The 16765-nt window shown below is 68.9% G+C and carries 12 protein-coding genes and 1 pseudogene; 9 read left to right on the top strand and 4 right to left on the bottom strand.

Annotated elements, in window-relative coordinates; genetic code table 11:
* Positions 1-146: 146 nt before the first annotated feature.
* The 6 genes from gsiB (at position 147) to KDW55_RS06045 (ending at position 6460) form a co-directional block, all read left to right on the top strand.
* The gene (gsiB, locus tag KDW55_RS06070; protein ID WP_040139636.1) at positions 147-1709 is read left to right on the top strand and encodes a glutathione ABC transporter substrate-binding protein GsiB; all 1563 of its coding nucleotides are present in this window, start codon (positions 147-149) and stop codon (positions 1707-1709) included.
* A 68-nt stretch (positions 1710-1777) separates the two neighbouring features.
* Positions 1778-2698 carry a glutathione ABC transporter permease GsiC gene (gsiC, locus tag KDW55_RS06065; protein WP_040139637.1) on the top strand — a complete coding sequence of 307 codons (921 nt, stop codon included), beginning with the start codon at positions 1778-1780 and terminating at the stop codon, positions 2696-2698.
* A 7-nt stretch (positions 2699-2705) separates the two neighbouring features.
* Entirely contained in the window at positions 2706-3599 is an 894-nt protein-coding gene (gsiD, locus tag KDW55_RS06060) for a glutathione ABC transporter permease GsiD (RefSeq protein ID WP_040139638.1), read from the top strand.
* The gene (locus KDW55_RS06055; protein ID WP_212159988.1) at positions 3599-4708 is read left to right on the top strand and encodes a P1 family peptidase; all 1110 of its coding nucleotides are present in this window, start codon (positions 3599-3601) and stop codon (positions 4706-4708) included. The genes gsiD and KDW55_RS06055 overlap by 1 nt, the downstream gene beginning before the upstream one ends.
* A complete protein-coding gene (locus KDW55_RS06050) occupies positions 4705-5532 on the top strand; it encodes a M55 family metallopeptidase (protein WP_212159989.1) in 828 nt (275 codons plus the stop codon). The genes KDW55_RS06055 and KDW55_RS06050 overlap by 4 nt, the downstream gene beginning before the upstream one ends.
* A gap of 148 nt (positions 5533-5680) precedes the next feature.
* On the top strand, positions 5681-6460 hold the full coding sequence (locus KDW55_RS06045) for a helix-turn-helix transcriptional regulator (protein ID WP_040139641.1): 780 nt from the start codon (positions 5681-5683) through the stop codon (positions 6458-6460).
* Positions 6461-6938: 478 nt separating this feature from the next.
* Here KDW55_RS06045 and pcaG read toward each other — a convergent pair whose 3' ends face one another.
* Positions 6939-7532: a protocatechuate 3,4-dioxygenase subunit alpha gene (gene pcaG, locus KDW55_RS06040; RefSeq protein ID WP_040139642.1), complete on the bottom strand. Its 594-nt coding sequence runs from the start codon at positions 7530-7532 to the stop codon at positions 6939-6941.
* A gap of 3 nt (positions 7533-7535) precedes the next feature.
* The gene (pcaH, locus tag KDW55_RS06035) at positions 7536-8243 is read right to left on the bottom strand and encodes a protocatechuate 3,4-dioxygenase subunit beta (protein ID WP_040139643.1); all 708 of its coding nucleotides are present in this window, start codon (positions 8241-8243) and stop codon (positions 7536-7538) included.
* A gap of 418 nt (positions 8244-8661) precedes the next feature.
* Between pcaH and pcaQ the strand changes: the two genes are divergently transcribed.
* From pcaQ to KDW55_RS06020, 3 genes and pseudogenes are all read left to right on the top strand, one after another.
* The gene (pcaQ, locus tag KDW55_RS06030; RefSeq protein WP_040139644.1) at positions 8662-9648 is read left to right on the top strand and encodes a pca operon transcription factor PcaQ; all 987 of its coding nucleotides are present in this window, start codon (positions 8662-8664) and stop codon (positions 9646-9648) included.
* A 134-nt stretch (positions 9649-9782) separates the two neighbouring features.
* Positions 9783-10141: pseudogene (locus KDW55_RS06025) on the top strand (type II toxin-antitoxin system RelE/ParE family toxin).
* Between the two features lie 69 nt (positions 10142-10210).
* The gene (locus KDW55_RS06020) at positions 10211-10507 is read left to right on the top strand and encodes an XRE family transcriptional regulator (RefSeq protein WP_212159990.1); all 297 of its coding nucleotides are present in this window, start codon (positions 10211-10213) and stop codon (positions 10505-10507) included.
* Positions 10508-10597: 90 nt separating this feature from the next.
* On the opposite strand, the gene KDW55_RS06015 is transcribed toward KDW55_RS06020, so the two are convergent.
* Both KDW55_RS06015 and KDW55_RS06010 read right to left on the bottom strand, forming a co-directional pair.
* On the bottom strand, positions 10598-11872 hold the full coding sequence (locus KDW55_RS06015; RefSeq protein WP_040141079.1) for an amino acid permease: 1275 nt from the start codon (positions 11870-11872) through the stop codon (positions 10598-10600).
* Positions 11873-12021: 149 nt separating this feature from the next.
* Complete coding sequence (locus KDW55_RS06010; RefSeq protein WP_212159991.1) at positions 12022-16545, bottom strand: DEAD/DEAH box helicase; 4524 nt, start codon at positions 16543-16545, stop codon at positions 12022-12024.
* Positions 16546-16765 lie beyond the last annotated feature (220 nt).

Below are 16765 nucleotides of genomic sequence, written 5' to 3'. Positions count from 1 at the left end.
GTGGAATCGAGGTGTGTTGAATTGAGTGCCCGCGGGCCGGTCGCGTCGTGACAGTCCCGCAAGCGCGCGATGCGCGCAACGCAGCAGGAAGTCGAAACCGAAACGCCCGAGAGGCGTCACCGATTCACCTACAGGAGCCCAGCAACATGAACAAGCCGCATTCGTTCCCGATGTTTCGTCCGCGTGCATCCCTCGTCGCGCTTGCCGGTGCGTTCGCGCTGACGGCCGCGCTGCCTGCGTTCGCGCAGCAGAACGTGGTGGTCGCGGTGTACTCGACGTTCACGACGATGGACCCGTACGACGCGAACGACACCGTGTCGCAGGCCGTCGTCAAGTCGTTCTACGAAGGGTTGTTCGGTTTCGACAAGGACATGAAGCTCGTGAACGTGCTCGCGACGAGCTACGAAGCGAGCCCCGACGCGAAGACGTACACGGTCAAGCTGCGCCCGGGCGTGAAGTTCCACGATGGGACCGACTTCAACGCTGCCGCGGTAAAGGCGAACTTCGACCGTGTGACCGATCCGGCGAACAAGCTGAAGCGCTACGGGCTGTTTCGCGTGATCGAGAAGACGGAAGTGGTCGATCCGATGACGGTGCGCTTCACGCTCCGCGAGCCGTTCTCCGCGTTCATCAACACGCTCGCGCATCCGTCGGCGGTGATGATCTCGCCGGCCGCGCTGAAGAAGTGGGGGCGCGACGTGTCGCTGCATCCGGTCGGCACCGGGCCGTTCGAGTTCGTCGAATGGAAGCAGACCGACGACATGAAGGTGAAGAAGTTTGCCGGCTACTGGAAGAAGGGCTACCCGAAGGTCGATTCGATCGACTGGAAGCCGGTGGTGGACAACAACACGCGCGCGGCGTTGCTGAAGACCGGCGAGGCCGACTTCGCGTTCACGATTCCGTTCGAGCAGGCGGCCGACCTGAAGAGCAATCCGAAGGTCGAGCTGATCGAGCGGCCGTCGATCATCCAGCGCTACATTTCGCTGAACACGCAGAAGAAGCCGTTCGACAATCCGAAGGTGCGCGAAGCGCTGAACTACGCGGTCAACAAGGAAGCGCTCGCGAAGGTCGTGTTCGCCGGCTATGCGACGCCGCAAACGGGCGTCGCGCCGGTTGGCGTCGAATACGCGACGAAGCTCGGGCCGTGGCCGTACGATCCGGCGAAGGCGCGTGCGCTGCTGAAGGAGGCCGGCTATCCGAACGGCTTCGAATCGACGCTGTGGTCCGCGTACAACCATTCGACGGCACAGAAGCTGATCCAGTTCGTGCAGCAGCAGCTCGCGCAAGTCGGCGTGAAGGTGCAGGTGCAGGCGCTGGAGGCCGGCGAGCGGGTCGCGAAGGTCGAGAGCGCGCAGGATCCGGAGACTGCGCCGGTGCGGATGTACTACAGCGGCTGGTCGGCGTCGACGGGCGAGGCGAACTGGGCGCTGTCGCCGCTGCTCGCGTCCACGTCGGCGCCGCCGAAGCTCTACAACACCGCGTACTACAAGAACGCCGCCGTCGACGACGATCTCGCGAAGGCGCTCGAAACCACCGACCGCGCGAAGAAGGCGTCGCTGTACGCGGACGCGCAAAAGCAGGTGTGGACGGACGCGCCGTGGATCTTCCTCGTGCAGGAGAAGATCGTGTATGCGCGCAGCAAGCGCCTGCACGGGATGTACGTGATGCCGGACGGTTCGTTCAACTTCGACGAAATCTCGGTGAAATGACGGCGGTCAGCCCCGCTGTGCGGCGCCGGCGGCACAAGCTGCCGGTGCGCTGATTCGATCGGTGCCCCATGCTGAATTTTCTCGTCAAACGCCTGTTCGGCCTGCTGCCCACGCTCGCGATCGTCGCGGTGCTGGTGTTCCTGTTCGTGCACCTGCTGCCGGGCGACCCGGCGCGGCTCGCGGCCGGCCCGGAGGCCGACGACGCGACGGTTGCGCTCGTGCGTGCCGATCTCGGCCTCGACCGCCCGCTGCCCGCGCAGTTCGCGAACTTCTTCGTGAAGATCGCGCACGGCGATTTCGGCACGTCGACGCGCAGCAAGCGGCCGGTGTCGACCGAGATCGGCGAGCGGTTCATGCCGACGCTGCTGCTCACGCTTGTCAGCATGGTGTGGGCGACGGCGTTCGGGATGGCGATCGGGATCGCGTCGGCGGTGTGGCGCAATCGCTGGCCCGACCGCGTCGGGATGACGATCGCGGTGTCGGGCATCTCGTTTCCGGCGTTCGCGCTCGGCATGCTGCTGATGGAAATCTTCTCGGTGAAGCTCGGCTGGCTGCCGGTCGTGCCGGACGGCACGTGGAAGAGCTACGTGCTGCCGTCGCTGACGCTCGGCGCGGCGGTTGCGGCCGTGATGGCGCGGTTCACGCGCGCGTCGTTCGTCGAGGTGCTGAACGAGGATTTCGTGCGCACCGCGCGCGCGAAGGGCGTGCACGAGCCGATGGTCGTGCTCAAGCATTGCCTGCGCAACGCGATGATTCCGGTCGTCACGATGATGGGGCTGCAGTTCGGCTTCCTGCTCGGCGGTTCGATCGTCGTCGAGGCCGTGTTCAACTGGCCGGGCCTCGGACGCCTGCTGGTCGACGCGGTGACGATGCGCGACTACCCGGTGATCCAGGCGATCGTGCTGTTGTTCTCGCTCGAATTCATCCTGATCAACCTGACCGTGGACGTGCTGTACGCGGTCATCAACCCGACCATCCGGTTCAAGTGAGGCGCGCATGAACGCGACTGTCCAGCCCGCGGCGCCGGCCGCATCGAGCGCGATCCGCACGCCGTGGCGCGAATTCTGGCGCAAGTTTCGCAAGCAGACCGTCGCGCTGGTTGCCGGTGCTTTCGTGCTCGCGCTCGTCGTGCTTGCGTTTGTCGGCCCGCACATCGTGCCGTTCGATCCGGAAAACTATTTCGATTACGACGCGCTGAACGCGGGGCCGTCGGCCGTGCACTGGTTCGGCGTCGACGCGCTCGGTCGCGACATCTTCAGCCGGATCGTCGCCGGTACGCGCATCTCGCTCGCCGCGGGCTTCTTCTCGGTCGCGCTCGGCGCGCTCGTCGGCACGTTCTTCGGGCTGCTTGCCGGCTACTACGAAGGCTGGTGGGACCGCATCACGATGCGCGTCGCCGACGTGCTGTTCGCGTTCCCGGGGATCCTGCTCGCGATCGGCGTGGTTGCGATCCTCGGCAACGGGATGGTGAACGTGATCTGCGCGGTCGCGATCTTCAGCATCCCGGCATTCGCGCGGCTCGTACGCGGCAACACGCTGATGCTCAAGCACATGACCTACGTGGAAGCCGCGCGCAGCATCGGCGCGTCGGACCGGACGATCATCATGCGGCACATTCTGCCGGGCACCGTGTCGTCGGTCGTCGTCTACTTCACGATGCGGATCGGCACGTCGATCATCACCGCCGCGAGCCTGTCGTTCCTCGGGCTCGGCGCGCAGCCGCCAACGCCGGAGTGGGGCGCGATGCTCAACGAGGCACGCGCAGACATGGTGACCGCGCCGCACGTCGCGATCTTTCCGAGCCTCGCGATCTTCCTGACCGTGCTCGCGTTCAACCTGCTCGGCGACGGGCTGCGCGACGCGCTCGACCCGAAGCTGGAGCGCCGCTGATGCGCGCAGCCACGATGTGGAGCGAGACGCTGCCGTGCGGGCCGCGCGGCACGATTGCCGACGTGCCGGGCGTCACGGTCGGCCACACGACGCTCGATGCCGGCGACGTGCAGACGGGCGTGACCGTCGTGAAGCCGCACGCGGGCGACCTGTACCGCAGCAAGGTGCCGGCCGGTGCGGCAGTGATCAACGGCTTCGGCAAGAGCACCGGGCTCGTGCAAGTCGACGAACTCGGCACGCTCGACACGCCGATCGCGCTGACGAACACGTTCGGCGTCGGCGCGGTCGCTGAAGCGCAGATCCGCGCGGCGGCCGCCGCGAATCCGCAGATCGGCCGCGACTGGCCGACCGTCAATCCGCTCGTGTTCGAGTGCAACGACGGCTATCTGAACGACATCCAGGCGTTCGCGGTGACGGCCGCGCATTACGACGAAGCTTGCCGCACCGCGTCGCGCGATTTCGCTCGCGGGGCGGTCGGCGCCGGGCGCGGGATGTCGTGCTTCGACCTGAAGGGCGGGATCGGCTCCGCGTCGCGCGTGGCCGTCGCGGCCGGCCGGCCGTACACGATCGGCGCGCTCGTGCTCGCGAATTTCGGCCGGCTGCCGATGCTGACGCTCGCCGGCGTGCCGGTTGGGCGCATCGTCGCGCAGCGGCGGGCGACCCCGCCCGCGCAGCAAACGGAAGCGGTACGCGCGGCGTACGAGGCACCGCCCGAACACGGCTCGATCATCCTGCTGCTCGCGACCGATGCGCCGCTCGATGCGCGGCAGCTGTCGCGGCTCGCCCGCCGCGCGGGTGCGGGGCTTGCCCGTACCGGTTCGGTCTACGGGCACGGCAGCGGCGACATCGCGCTCGCGTTTTCCACCGCATACACGATCGCGCACGACGCGTCGACCGTCGCGTTGCCGGCGCTCGTGGCCGACGCGGCACTCGATCCGCTGTTCATGGCCGCGGCCGAAAGCGTCGAGCACGCGATTGCCGACGCGCTGCTGCATGCCGTGACCGTGGCCGGGCGCGACGGCCACGTGCGGCAATCGCTGCGCGATGCGGCGCCCGATCTCGCACATCTGTTCAACAAGGACCACGAAGGACGTCTCAACCCGTCATGAAGATTCTGATCTCGACCGATATCGAAGGCGTCGCCGGCGTGTTCGCCGTCGAGCAGACGCGTGCCGGCAATCCGGAATACGAGCGTGCGCGCCGCTGGATGACGGCCGAGGCGAATGCGGCGATCGAAGGCGCGTTCGCGGGCGGTGCGCAGGCCGTCTGGGTCAACGATTCCCACGGCGGATTTCGCAACCTGCTGCCCGACGGGCTCGATGCACGTGCGCGCGTCGTGCTCGGCAAGCCGCGCACGCTCGGGATGATGGCCGGGCTCGAACAGCAGCCGGATCTGGTGTTCATGATCGGCTTCCACGCGAAATCGCAGACACGCGGCGTGCTCGCGCACACCATCAACAACTTCGCGTTCACGCAGGTGTGGCTGAACGGCGTCGAACTCGGCGAAGCGGGGCTGTACGGTGCGCTGGCGCGCGAATACGGCGCGCACGTCGCGCTGGCGTCGGGCGACGACGTGTTCGCCGACGAAACGCGGCCGCTGTTCCCGGACGCGCGTTTCGAAACGGTGAAAACGGCCCGCGGTGCATCGAGCGGCGACACGCTGACGCCGGCCGCGTCCTGCGCGCGCATCGCCGTCGCCGCGCGCGAAACGGTCGAGCATGCGTTGTCGGCCGGCTGGCGCGCGACCGCGCATCGGCCCGCGCCGGCGTCGTGCACGCTGCGCGTGCAGACGGCCGCGCTCGCCGATCTGTTCTGCGTGCTGCCGTCGCTCGAGCGCGTCGATGCGGTGACGCTGCGCTTCGACGGGCCGTCGGTCGAGCACGTCGTGCGCACGCTGAACAGCCTGTCGGCGATGTCGTTCATGTTGCGGTAATGCGTGTGTTCGCTCCGCTGAAGTCGCTATCCGGCCGATTCGGCCGTCGGGTCGTGCGGCCGTCCGGTCGCGCAAGCGCGGAGCGGATCGTAGACCGGTCGAAGGTGACCCGCCTTCGATGCCGGGAATTGATGATGGAACCCGGGCCTTGAGAAATACGCTGCTAGATCCGTACGAACACATTCCGCGTAGCGTGGTCGTGACCGCCAACGACTACGCGGCCGGTACGACGTTTCCGGAGCACGCGCATCGGCGCGGGCAGTTCGCCTTTGCGTCGCGCGGCACGCTCAGCGTGTCGACGCCGCACGGCCGCTGGCTGGTGCCGCCGCAGCGCGCATGCTGGGTGCCGGCCGGTGTGCGGCACGACATGACGATGACCGGCCCGGTTACGCTGTTCAACACGTTCGTGGCAGACGACGCGGCCCGCGCGGCCGGGCTGCCGGACCAGTGCGGCGTGTACGGCGTGTCGCCGCTGTTGCGGCAACTGATCGACGATGCGATCGACGTGCCCGCGATGTACGACGTCGACGGTCGCGCGGGCAAGCTGATGGCGCTGCTGGTCGCGGAAATCGCGACGATGCCGCGTCTGTCGCTGCACGCGCCGCTGCCGACCGACGCGCGGCTCGCGAAGATCTGCCGGCATCTGTTCGCGTCGCCGTCGATCGCGGCCGATCTCGACCAGGTGGCGACCGATGCGGGTGTGAGCCGGCGCACGTTCACGCGGCTGTTCCGCGCGCAGACGGGCGTGAGCTTTGCCGCATGGCGCCAGCAGGTGTGCATGCTGGCGGCGATTACGCGGCTGAGCGACGGGCAGCCCGTTACGCGGGTTGCGCTCGAGCTCGGATACGCGAGCGCGAGCGCCTTCACATCCGCGTTCCGCCGCATCCTCGGCGATACGCCGAGCCGGTATCTCGAGGTTCGCCGCTAGTCGGCGCGGGACGGCGGAGGCGCAACGCGGGCGCCTTACACGGTGCGCCCGCTGGCGTACGAAAAAAACGCGTCTGCCCGGTTCCGGTCAGACGCGCTTAAAGGCACTCGGTCAGGGCGATGCGCGGTCAGCCGGCTACGCGGCCCGCGCTCGTCAAGTCGTGAAATTGCTTCTTCCGTTGATGCAATACCGTTGACGCGCCGAAGATAACGAAGCATACGCCGTGTAACGCCGAAACAATATCGGGCTCGCCGCACGATCGATGTGCGTTTGCAGCATGCGTTTGAATCGCGTGTTCGATTGCGGGGCCGGAAGGGTTGAACCGTCGGTGTTGACCATCGTGCGCGGGCGTGCTGCGGCACGGCATCGAACGCCGGCGTCCAAAAACGAAAACCGCCGCGCGATGCGATGCCGGTTGGTATCGCGCCGCGCGGCGGCTCGGAGCGCGCAGCCGGCCTGCGCCGGCTTGCGCATCACATCACACGTCGAAGAACACGGTTTCTTCCGGCCCCTGCATGCGGATGTCGAAGCGGTACACGACGGGCCGTCCCGGCTGCGCGTCGCGCTTCGCGACGAGCGTCGCGCGGCGTTCGGCCGGCACCAGGTTCAGCACCGGATCGGCCGCGTTCGCGTCGGCTTCGTCGTCGAAATACACGCGCGTGAACGCGTGGGAAAGGATCCCGCGCATCATCACGGTCACGTTGACGTGCGGCGCTTCGCCGGCGGCGATGGGGCCCGGCTTCACCGTCTCGACCACGAACCGGTGCTGCGCGTCCGTGCCGGTGCCGACGCGGGCGAAGCCCGTGAAGCCGGCCTGCGCGATGTCGTCACGCGACGCCGGATAGCGGCCCGCGCTGTCTGCCTGCGTAAATTCGAGCACCGCGTCGCTGACGACGTTGCCGTCGCCGTCGAACACTTGCCCGACCAGCAGCACGTGCTCGCCTTCGGCATCCGGCGTCGCGATCGCCGGCGTGAACAGGCTCTTCAGGTCGTAGCCGTATTGCTGCGGGCAGAGGCCGTATGCGAAGTACGGGCCGACCGTCTGCGAAGGGGTTTGCTTCAGCGTCGTCATGGTTCAGCGCTCCATCGGGGTAGCGTCGCGGCCGCGCAGCACGATGTCGAATTCGTAGCCGAGCGCATAGCCTTCTTCGGTGATGTCCATCGAGAAGCGCGAAATCAGCCGGTCGCGCGCTTGTTCAGGCGTGCCCTGGAAGATCGGGTCGTACGCGAGCAGCGGATCGCCGGGGAAATACATCTGCGTGACGAGGCGCGAGCCGAAGTAGTCGCCGAACAGCGAGAAATGGATGTGATTCGGGCGCCACGCGTTCGGATGATTGCCCCACGGATACGCGCCGGGCTTGATCGTCAGGAAGCGGTAGCGGCCTTCGTCGTCGGTCAGGCAGCGGCCCGCGCCGAGGAAGTTCGGATCGAGCGGGGCGTCATGCTGGTCGACCTTGTGCACGTAGCGGCCGGCCGCGTTGGCCTGCCACACCTCGACGAGCGTGTTGCGCACGGGCTTGCCGCCTTCGTCGAGCACGCGGCCGGTGACGACGATGCGCTCGCCGAGCGGCTCGCCGTTCTTCACCGCGTTTTTGGTCAGGTCGTGATCGAGCGCGCCGAGATCTTCGGCGCCGTAGACGGGCGCGTACTGGTCACGCAGCTTTTCCTTCAGCGGAATCAGCGGACGGGTCGGGCCGCGTTTCACGGACGAACGGTATTCGGGATGAACATAAGCCGGATGCGACGGCCAGTCGCGCGGCGTGAGGATCGTTGGGGAATCCATCGGGCGTCTCCTGATAGGTGTTTCGCTAAGTGGATGGCAGGACTTTAGCCTTTCCGGAAAGTTATGCAAAATGACCTTTTTTCGCGGATCGCATAACCTTCAGTTATGCCCGTCCGGGCCAGCGCGGCTACGCCCGAGCCTGGTCGGTTGGGCCCGGCACAAGCCATCGGATCGCGGGTCTTCGGCGATCGCTCCGCGCACGATGCGCGAGCCGCCCGCCGCTTTCGCGTACTTTGGCGTCACGCGTGGGCCTGCATGCCGGCCATACTGTTCCAGCGGGCCGCTCCCGAGACCGATCCGCGGACGGTGCGGATTCCCCACCCCTGCGACGCCGTGAGCGACGCGGCAGCCACCGCTTTGGCCTTTCCGGGAAGTTATGCAAAATGGCGCGATCTCACCTCTTCTATAACCGCCTGTTATGAACAACCGTATCGCGGACGGCCGCGTCAAATTCCGCCATCTGCAGTGTTTTCTCGCCGTCGCTCAACTCGGCGGCGTGCAGAAGGCGGCCGAAAGCCTGTCGATCACGCAGCCGGCGGTGTCGAAGACGATCGCCGAGCTCGAGTCGATCCTCGGCGTGAAATTGTTCGAGCGCGGGCGGCACGGCGCGCAGCCGACCCGCGAAGCGCAGCTGTTCATCCCGCACGCGAACGCATGCGTGCTGGCGCTGCGGCAGGGCGTCGGGCTGCTCGCGCGCGAAGGCGGCGCGGCCGCCGCGACGCTCGAAATCGGCATGCTGCCGACTGTGGCGGCGTCGCTCGCGCCCGCGCTGATGAAGGCGTTGACCGCACGCTGGCCGCGCGTCGTCGTGCGGATCGCGACGGCGGCGAACACCGAGCTGATGGAGCGCCTGAAGGCGGGAGCAATCGAATGCGCGATCGGGCGTCTGTCGGAACCGGAGCGAATGATCGGGCTCGCGTTCGAGCAGTTGTACAACGAGCCGCTCGTTGCGGTCGTGCGCGCCGGGCATCCGCTGCTGGAGAGTGTTGCGCCGGCCGCCGAACTCGCGCGCTATCCGGTCGTGCTGCCGCCGTTCGGCACGCTGATCCGGCAGTCCGCCGAGCAACTGCTCGGCGCGTGCGGGGCGCCGCCCCTGGACTCGTTCATCGAGGTGCTGTCGGTGTCGGTCGCGCGCGCGCTCGCGCTCGAGAACGACGCGGTGTGGTTCGTGCCGCTCTATGCGGCCGAATACGATTTGTCGGCCGGCGCGCTCGCGCGCCTGCCGCTGCCGTCGGCGGGCACCGACGAGCCGGTCGGGCTCGTATTGCGCACCGATGCGCAGCCTTCGCCCGTCGCGCGGACGCTGATCGACGCCGTACGCGAGATCGCGCACGCGCGATTTGGCGACGTGCGCTCGACGCGGCCGCCGCGCGGCACGCGCAAGCCTGCTCGCCGCGGCGGTTGAGACGCGTCACTACACCACGTCGGGCGGCGTCCGGCAGCTATCCGGCCGGTGCGTCGAGTTGGCCGTCCGGTCAGTAGCGAGCCTCGTTGCGCTTGGCATAACGTATCGTTTTTGATGCGCTGCATGACACGACGATGGTGAGACAGCAGATTCAGATCACGCTCGCCGTGCGGTTCTTCCGCAGGCGAGCGGCAGCGAGCCGGTGCGCGAATGGCTCAATGCGCTCGGGCAGGTCGAGCGCAGGACGATCGGCGAAGAGATCAAGACCGTTCAACTGGGCTGGCCGCTCGGCATGCCGCTGGTCCGGAAGATGTCGAAGGATCTGTGGGAGATCCGCGTGACGTTGCCGACGCGCAATGCGCGCGTGCTGTTCACCGTGGTCGGCAACACGATGGTGTTGCTGCATGCGTTTTTCAAGCAGTCGCCGGCGACGCCGTCCGACGCTCTCGACGTCAGCGTCGCCCGGCTGAAAACGCTCGCGCGCGCCATCTGAATTTCCCGGTTTGCGCCGGCACCGGCCATCGTCGATGGCCCGCCGGGCGGACCCTGCATCGGAGCACCCATGACGACCACGAACAACCCGCGTATCGGCAGCGACTTCGACACCTTCCTCGATGACGACGGCCACCTCGAGGCGGCCACCGCCACCGCGATCAAGCGCGTGATCGCGTGGCAGATCGGTCAGGAAATGAAGGCGCAGCACATCACCAAAACCGCGATGGCTGCACGGATGAAGACCAGCCGCGCCGCGCTGAACCGGCTGCTCGACGAAACCGACACGAGCCTCACGCTCGCGACGCTCGCGAGCGCGGCCACTGCGCTCGGCAAGCGGCTCAGTTTCGAGCTGGTGCCGGCCTGACGCGCGCGGCAAAACCGCGCATGGCCGATTGTCGACGAGCCGGCGTGGTGCGGTGAACGGGGCCGGGCGCGCGCGGGCGCGGGCGCGCGATCACGTGCGCGCGCCGGCCAGCCGCAGATAAACCAGCGCACCGCCCGCGAGCAGCAGCGGGCACAAGATGTACCAGCCCGTCGTCAGGAACAGCCCGGCGACGGCGACCAGCGAAATCCACGCGCACCGATACGCGATGCTGCCGCGGGGCAGCAGTTTCAGCGCGGCGGCCGCGCCGAGCCCGTACACCATCACGAAGCATCCGGACGTCACGAGCACAAGCGGTTTCGGCCCGACGTCCGACAGCGTCGTCGCGGCGAGCGCGACGGCCGCGAGCGCCGCGATCACGGCGAGGCTGCGACGCGGCACGCCGCCGGCCTGGCTGCCCTGTGCAAGCCAGCCGGGCAGTGCGCCGTCGCGACCGAGCGCCGCGCCGAGCTTCGCCGCCCCCGCAAAATACGCGTTCATCGTACCGAGCGTGAGCAGCAGCGCGGCCGCGGCCGCCAGCACCTGCGCGTTGCCGCCGATGCCACCGGCGATCAGTTCCGCGAGCGGCGCACCCGACGCGCCGGCCGACGGCCCGAGCACCATCACGCTCGCGGCTGCCACCGACAGATACAGAAACCCGACGACCACCACAGCGATGCCGGCGGAGCGCGGCATGTCGTGCGCGGGCCGGCGGAATTCGGCCGCAAGATGCGTGATCGCTTCCCAGCCGGCGAAGCTCCACACGAGCAGCGCGGCGGCTTGGCCGATCGCAAGCCAGCCGTGCGGCGCGAACGGATGCAGGTTCGCGGTGCGCGCGTGCGGTGCGGACGCGAACACGGCCGCGAGCAGCAGCGTGACGAGCAGCGCCGACAACACGAGCTGCATGCGGCCCGATACCGTGACGCCGAACGCGTTTGCGGCAGACACCGCGGCAATCAGCGCGGCAGCGGTGACGATCACCGTGATATGGCCGCCGCCGGTGACGGCCGCCACGTACGCGCCGCCGAACATCGCGGCCGCCGGTGCGCCGGCCGGCACCGCGAAATAGAAACACCAGCCGACGATGGCGGCGGCCTTCGGTCCAAAGGCGCGTCGCGCGTAGGTCGATACGCCGCCTGCGTCGGGATAACGCGCGCCGAGTGCGGCGAAGGTCGCCGCAAGCGGCCCCGACAGCACCACGAGCGCCGCCCATGCGAGCAGCGACGCGGGGCCGGCGACGTCGGCCGCGAGTGCGGGCAATGCAATGACGCCGGTGCCTAGCACCGCACCGATATATAGCGCGGCGCCCTGGAAAATCGTCAGCGAACCCGCGTGATGAACGACGGGCGAATCGGCATGCGAGGGCATGAAGGACAGTCTCCGGAGGGGGCTTGTTTTGCGCGCGGTCGTGCGCGATGAGTCGTTCGATGCTACCCGAACGCACGCGGCGATGCCGCGCGGCGTTCAGTAGTCCGTGATGCGCCGCATGTCAGCCTGTGTCAGCAAGCCCGATAGTTTCAGTGACGGCGCGCGAGCCTGAGACGCGCTTCCTCGCGGGCCGCGGGCGACAGGTCGGGTGTGTAGTGGAACGTGCCCGACACGAGCGACGCGACCGGCACGCCGTCGCGGAACAACACGCGATTGCCGGCCAGCGCCGGCACCTTGTCGCCCGGCAGCAGCGTGCCGGCGAGGTTCAGCGGATCGGCGCCCGTCACGCATACGTATTGGCCGTCGCCCGGTTGGCGGCGCAGCTCGCGCAGAATCGGGATTGCCTCCGGCAGCGCGAACTGCTCGCCCGCGAGCCCCGCGACGAAGCGCCCGCCGCGAATCTCGCCGCGGGCCTCGAGGCGCTGAAGCACGCGCACGAGTTCGCGCCAGCTCGGCAGCCAGTCGGCTTCGCGTTCGAGCAACCGCCAGAACACGACGCCATAGCGGCGCAGCAATGTCCAGACGACGTGTTCGAGCGCGTCCGGATCGGTTGCGGGCGCGCCGCGCTTCGGCACCGGCGTCGGCATCTGGCTCTGCGCCGCCGCGTCGGCCGGTGCCGGCATGCGTTGCACGAGCGCCCAGCGGCCCGCGTCGTCCATCCCGCCGATCAGTGCACCGCCGCGGCGTGTGCGCGGCGCGTACGTCGCGCTGCGCTTGACCGCCGGCTTCAGCAGCGCGCGCAGGCCGGCGAAGCTGTCCGCATTGACGAGGCCGGCCGATACGAGTTCGCCAAGCGCCTGTTCGAGTTCGACGGGCAGCATGTGCAGGTCATCGAGCAGCGCATCGAAGAACATCGCGCCGTGAGCGGCGAGCGCGTCGCGCACTTGCGCGGCGCGCGCCGACAGCGCCGGCTGTGCATCGGGGTCGCGCAGCGCGTGCCACGCGGAAAGATGGCGGCGCGGCAACAGCACGATCGGCGTCGTCTTCACCGGCGTGCCGGCCGCGCGCGCGGGCGCGCCGAGGCGGGTCCATACGAGCTTGCCCGAGCGGCACAGGTCGTCGAGGCCGCCGGCCGTGTAATCGGTCAGCCGCGCGGGCAGCAGCGCGTCCTCCCATGCGCTGGCCGCGGCTTCGAAGCCCTCGAGTTGTTCGACCACCGCCGCGAGCGCATCGCGGCCTGTGCCGCGCGTGTCGGGTGTCAGATGCTGCCAATGGAACAGGAAGCGCATGAAATCGGCGCGTTCCACCGGTTCGATCTCGCGCCGCAGCCGCTTGACCGTATAGCGATGAATGCGCGCGAGCAGATGGCGTTCGCACCATTCGTCGGTCGTCGCGCCCGGCGTGAAGCGGCCGCGCATCACGTAGCCTTCGCGCTCCAGCGCCGCGAGCGCCGTCGCGATCGCCGCGGGCGCGATGCCGAGCGGCTCGGCGATGGCGTCGACCGTGAGCGGCCCGAAACCGGTGAGACGTGCGCGAATCACGTCGACGAGCGCGGCGTCCGGTTCCCACGGTTGCGCGCACGCGGGCGGCACCTTCAGCGCGGGTGCGAGCCGTGCATCGGGATGCAGTGCTTGCACGCAGAGCAGCCGTTCCACCGGCACCCACAGTGCGGCGCCGTCGGTCGTGACGAGCTGCGTCGCACGGCGGCGTTCCGCCAGTTGCGCGAGCCACGCGAGCCAGCCGTCGTGCGCATGCGCTTCGTTGTCGGCGACACACGCGAGCGTCAGCAGCGCATCGTGCATTTCGTCGGCGTCGCGCACGAGCGGCCACGCTTCGTCGCGCACGGCGTCGATCGCGTCGGCATCGAGCGCGCCGAGGTCGTCGGCCGATTCGGGATCGCTCCAGCGGCGCGACTGCACGGCCTGCGTGCGGCGCTCCTCGAGGGGCGCATCGTCGAGAAACGCATACGGTTTCGCGTTCAGGATCTCGGCCGCGAGCGGCGACGGCGCGGGCAGGTCGCGCGCAATCAGTTCGATCGCGCCGCTTTCGATCCGGCGCAGCAGCGCGAGCCAACCGTCGGTATCCATCGCGTCGTGCAGGCAATCGTCGAGCGTCTGCTCGACGAGCGGGTGGTGCGGGATCTCGCGTTCGCCGACGATGTTTTCCAGGCACGCGACCTGATCCGGAAACACGCTCGCGAGCAGGTCGTCGCTCTTCATCCGCTGCAGTTGCGGTGGGGTGCGCCGGCCGCCGGTGAAGCGCGGGAGCGCGAGCGCGGTCGTCGCGTTCCAGCGCCAGCGCACGCCGAACATCGGTGCGTCGAGCAGCGCCTGAACGAGCACATGCTCGGCGGTCGCGGAGCGCAGGTAGCGCCACACTTCGTCGAGCGCGAAGCTGTGTGCGAGAGACAGCGACAAAATGATCGCGTCGTCCGTCGCGGCGGCCTGCAGCTCGAAGTTGAAGGTGCGGCAGAAGCGCTTGCGCAGCGCAAGCCCCCACGCGCGATTGATGCGGCTGCCGAACGGCGAATGGATCACGAGCTGCGTGCCGCCCGATTCGTCGAAGAATCGCTCCATCACGAGCGTGTCCTGCGTCGGCAATGCGCCGAGCGCGGCACGCGTGCGCGCCAGATAGTCGGCGATCTGACGCGCCGCGTCGGGCGCCAGGCGCAGGTCGTCGACGAGCCAGCGCAGCGCCGGCGCGAGCCGGCTTTCGGTAGAGGCGGGCGCGGTGTCGGCGGTATCGTTGCGGGAGCCGGCCGACGCGCTCGCTTCGGTCGACGCCTTTTGGCGTTTGCGGCGCGTCGCCGTGTTCGCGGCAGTGTCGCCGCTCGCGCGCGTGGTGCCGCCGGCGCCGGTTTGCCGGTCGCCTTCGGCGAACAGTGCATCGAGCCGCGCGCGCAGCCGCCCGACCGCCGCCGACAGTTCGTCGCTGCGCCCGAGTCCCTCGCCGAGCCAGAACGGAATGCCCGGCGACTGGCCCTGCGCATCCTCGACGCGCACGCGGCCCGTTTCAACGCGAATGATCCGGTAAGACTGGTTGCCGAGCTGGAACACGTCGCCGGCCAGGCTCTCGACCGCGAAATCCTCGTTGACGGTGCCGACCTGGATCCCCTGCGGTTCCAGCAGCACTGCGTAGTCGGCCATGTCGGGGATCGTGCCGCCCGACGTCGTCGCCGTCATCATCGCGTTCCGGCGCCCGCGCACGGTGCCGCCGACCACGTCGCGATGCAGGTACGCGCCACGCACGCCGCGACGGCTCGTGAAGCCTTCGGCGAGCATCTTCATCACGTCGTCGAAGCGTTCGCGCGGCAGGCGCGCGTACGGCGCCGCGCGCGTGAAGCTCGCGTACAACGCATCCTCGTGCCATTGCGCGCACGCCACTTCCGCGACGATCTGCTGCGCGAGCACGTCGAGCGGCGCTTCGGGAATCCGCAACGCGTCGAGCTCGCCGCGCTGCACGCAGTCGAGCAGCGCCGCGCATTCGACGAGCTCGTCGCGCGACAGCGGGAACAGGCGGCCTTTCGGCACACCGCCGACGTGGTGTCCCGAGCGGCCGACGCGCTGAAGGAACGGCGCGATTCCGCGCGGCGAGCCGACCTGGCACACGAGATCGACGTCGCCGATGTCGATGCCGAGTTCGAGCGACGCGGTCGCGACGAGCAGCTTCAGCTCGCCGCGCTTGAGTCGCTGTTCCGCTTCGAAGCGATGCTCCTTCGCGAGGCTGCCGTGGTGCGCGGCGATCGCGTCCTTGCCGAGTCGGTCGGCGAGATGGCGCGCCATCCGCTCCGCGGTGCGCCGCGTGTTCACGAACACGAGCGTCGTGCGATGCGCGGCGGCGAGCGCGGCAATGCGGTCGTACACCTGTTCCCACACGTCGGTCGCCATCACCGGCTCGAGCGGCACGTCCGGCAGCTCGAGCGCGAGATCGCGTTCGCGCGTGTGGCCCGTATCGACGATCGTGCAGTCGCGCGGCGCATCGGCCGGGCCGCCGACCAGAAAGCGCGCGACCGCGTCGATCGGCTTCTGCGTGGCCGACAACCCGATGCGCGGCAGCGCGCGGCCCACCAGCGCGTCCAGGCGTTCGAGCGACAGCGCGAGATGGCTGCCGCGCTTGGACGATGCGAGCGCATGGATTTCGTCGACGATCACCGACCGCACGCTCGACAGCATTTGCCGTCCGGATGTCGACGACAGCAGCACGTACAGCGACTCGGGCGTCGTCACGAGGATGTGCGGTGCACGCTTGCGCAGCGCCGCGCGTTCCGCCTGCGTGGTGTCGCCGGTGCGCACGGCGGTGCGGATCGCGGGCACGGGCAGCCCGAGCTGCGCGAGCGACGCGGCGATGCCGGCGAGCGGCGCATCGAGGTTCACGTGGATGTCGTTCGACAACGCCTTCAGCGGCGACACGTAGACGACGAGCGTCTCGTCGGGCAGCGCGCCGTCGTGCGCGAGCGCATCGCGCACGAGATCGTCGAGTGCGCAGAGGAACGCGGTGAGCGTCTTGCCCGAGCCGGTCGGCGCGGCGACGAGCGTCGAGCGGCCGGCCTTGATGTGCGGCCACGCGAGCGCCTGCGCACCGGTCGGCGCGGCGAACGCACTGCGGAACCACGCGGCGACGGCCGGGTGGAACACGTCGAGCGCGTGAGCGGGGCGGGTGGCGGTGACGTCCATCGGAGCGTTGAAATGGGGTGCGAGCGTGCGCGCGATCGCGCGAATCGTCAGTGTGCCAGACGTCGCGGGTGCGTGCCGGGCGCCGCGCGCGGGCACCCGTTCGGGGATCAGATGAGGCGTGGCGCCGCCGTTTCAATAGGCATGCGCGGAAGGTCGCCGCGGGCTCGATGCGCGCAATCGGCGGCGACGCGCATGCGCGTCCGACCGGAGCGCGGCCCGC

The organism is Burkholderia sp. AU19243 (genome assembly GCF_018148075.1).
Taxonomy (GTDB): Bacteria; Pseudomonadota; Gammaproteobacteria; order Burkholderiales; family Burkholderiaceae; genus Burkholderia; species Burkholderia latens_A.
The sequence above is the reverse complement of the archived record's forward strand: the minus strand, read 5'-3'. Positions and strand labels throughout refer to the sequence as shown.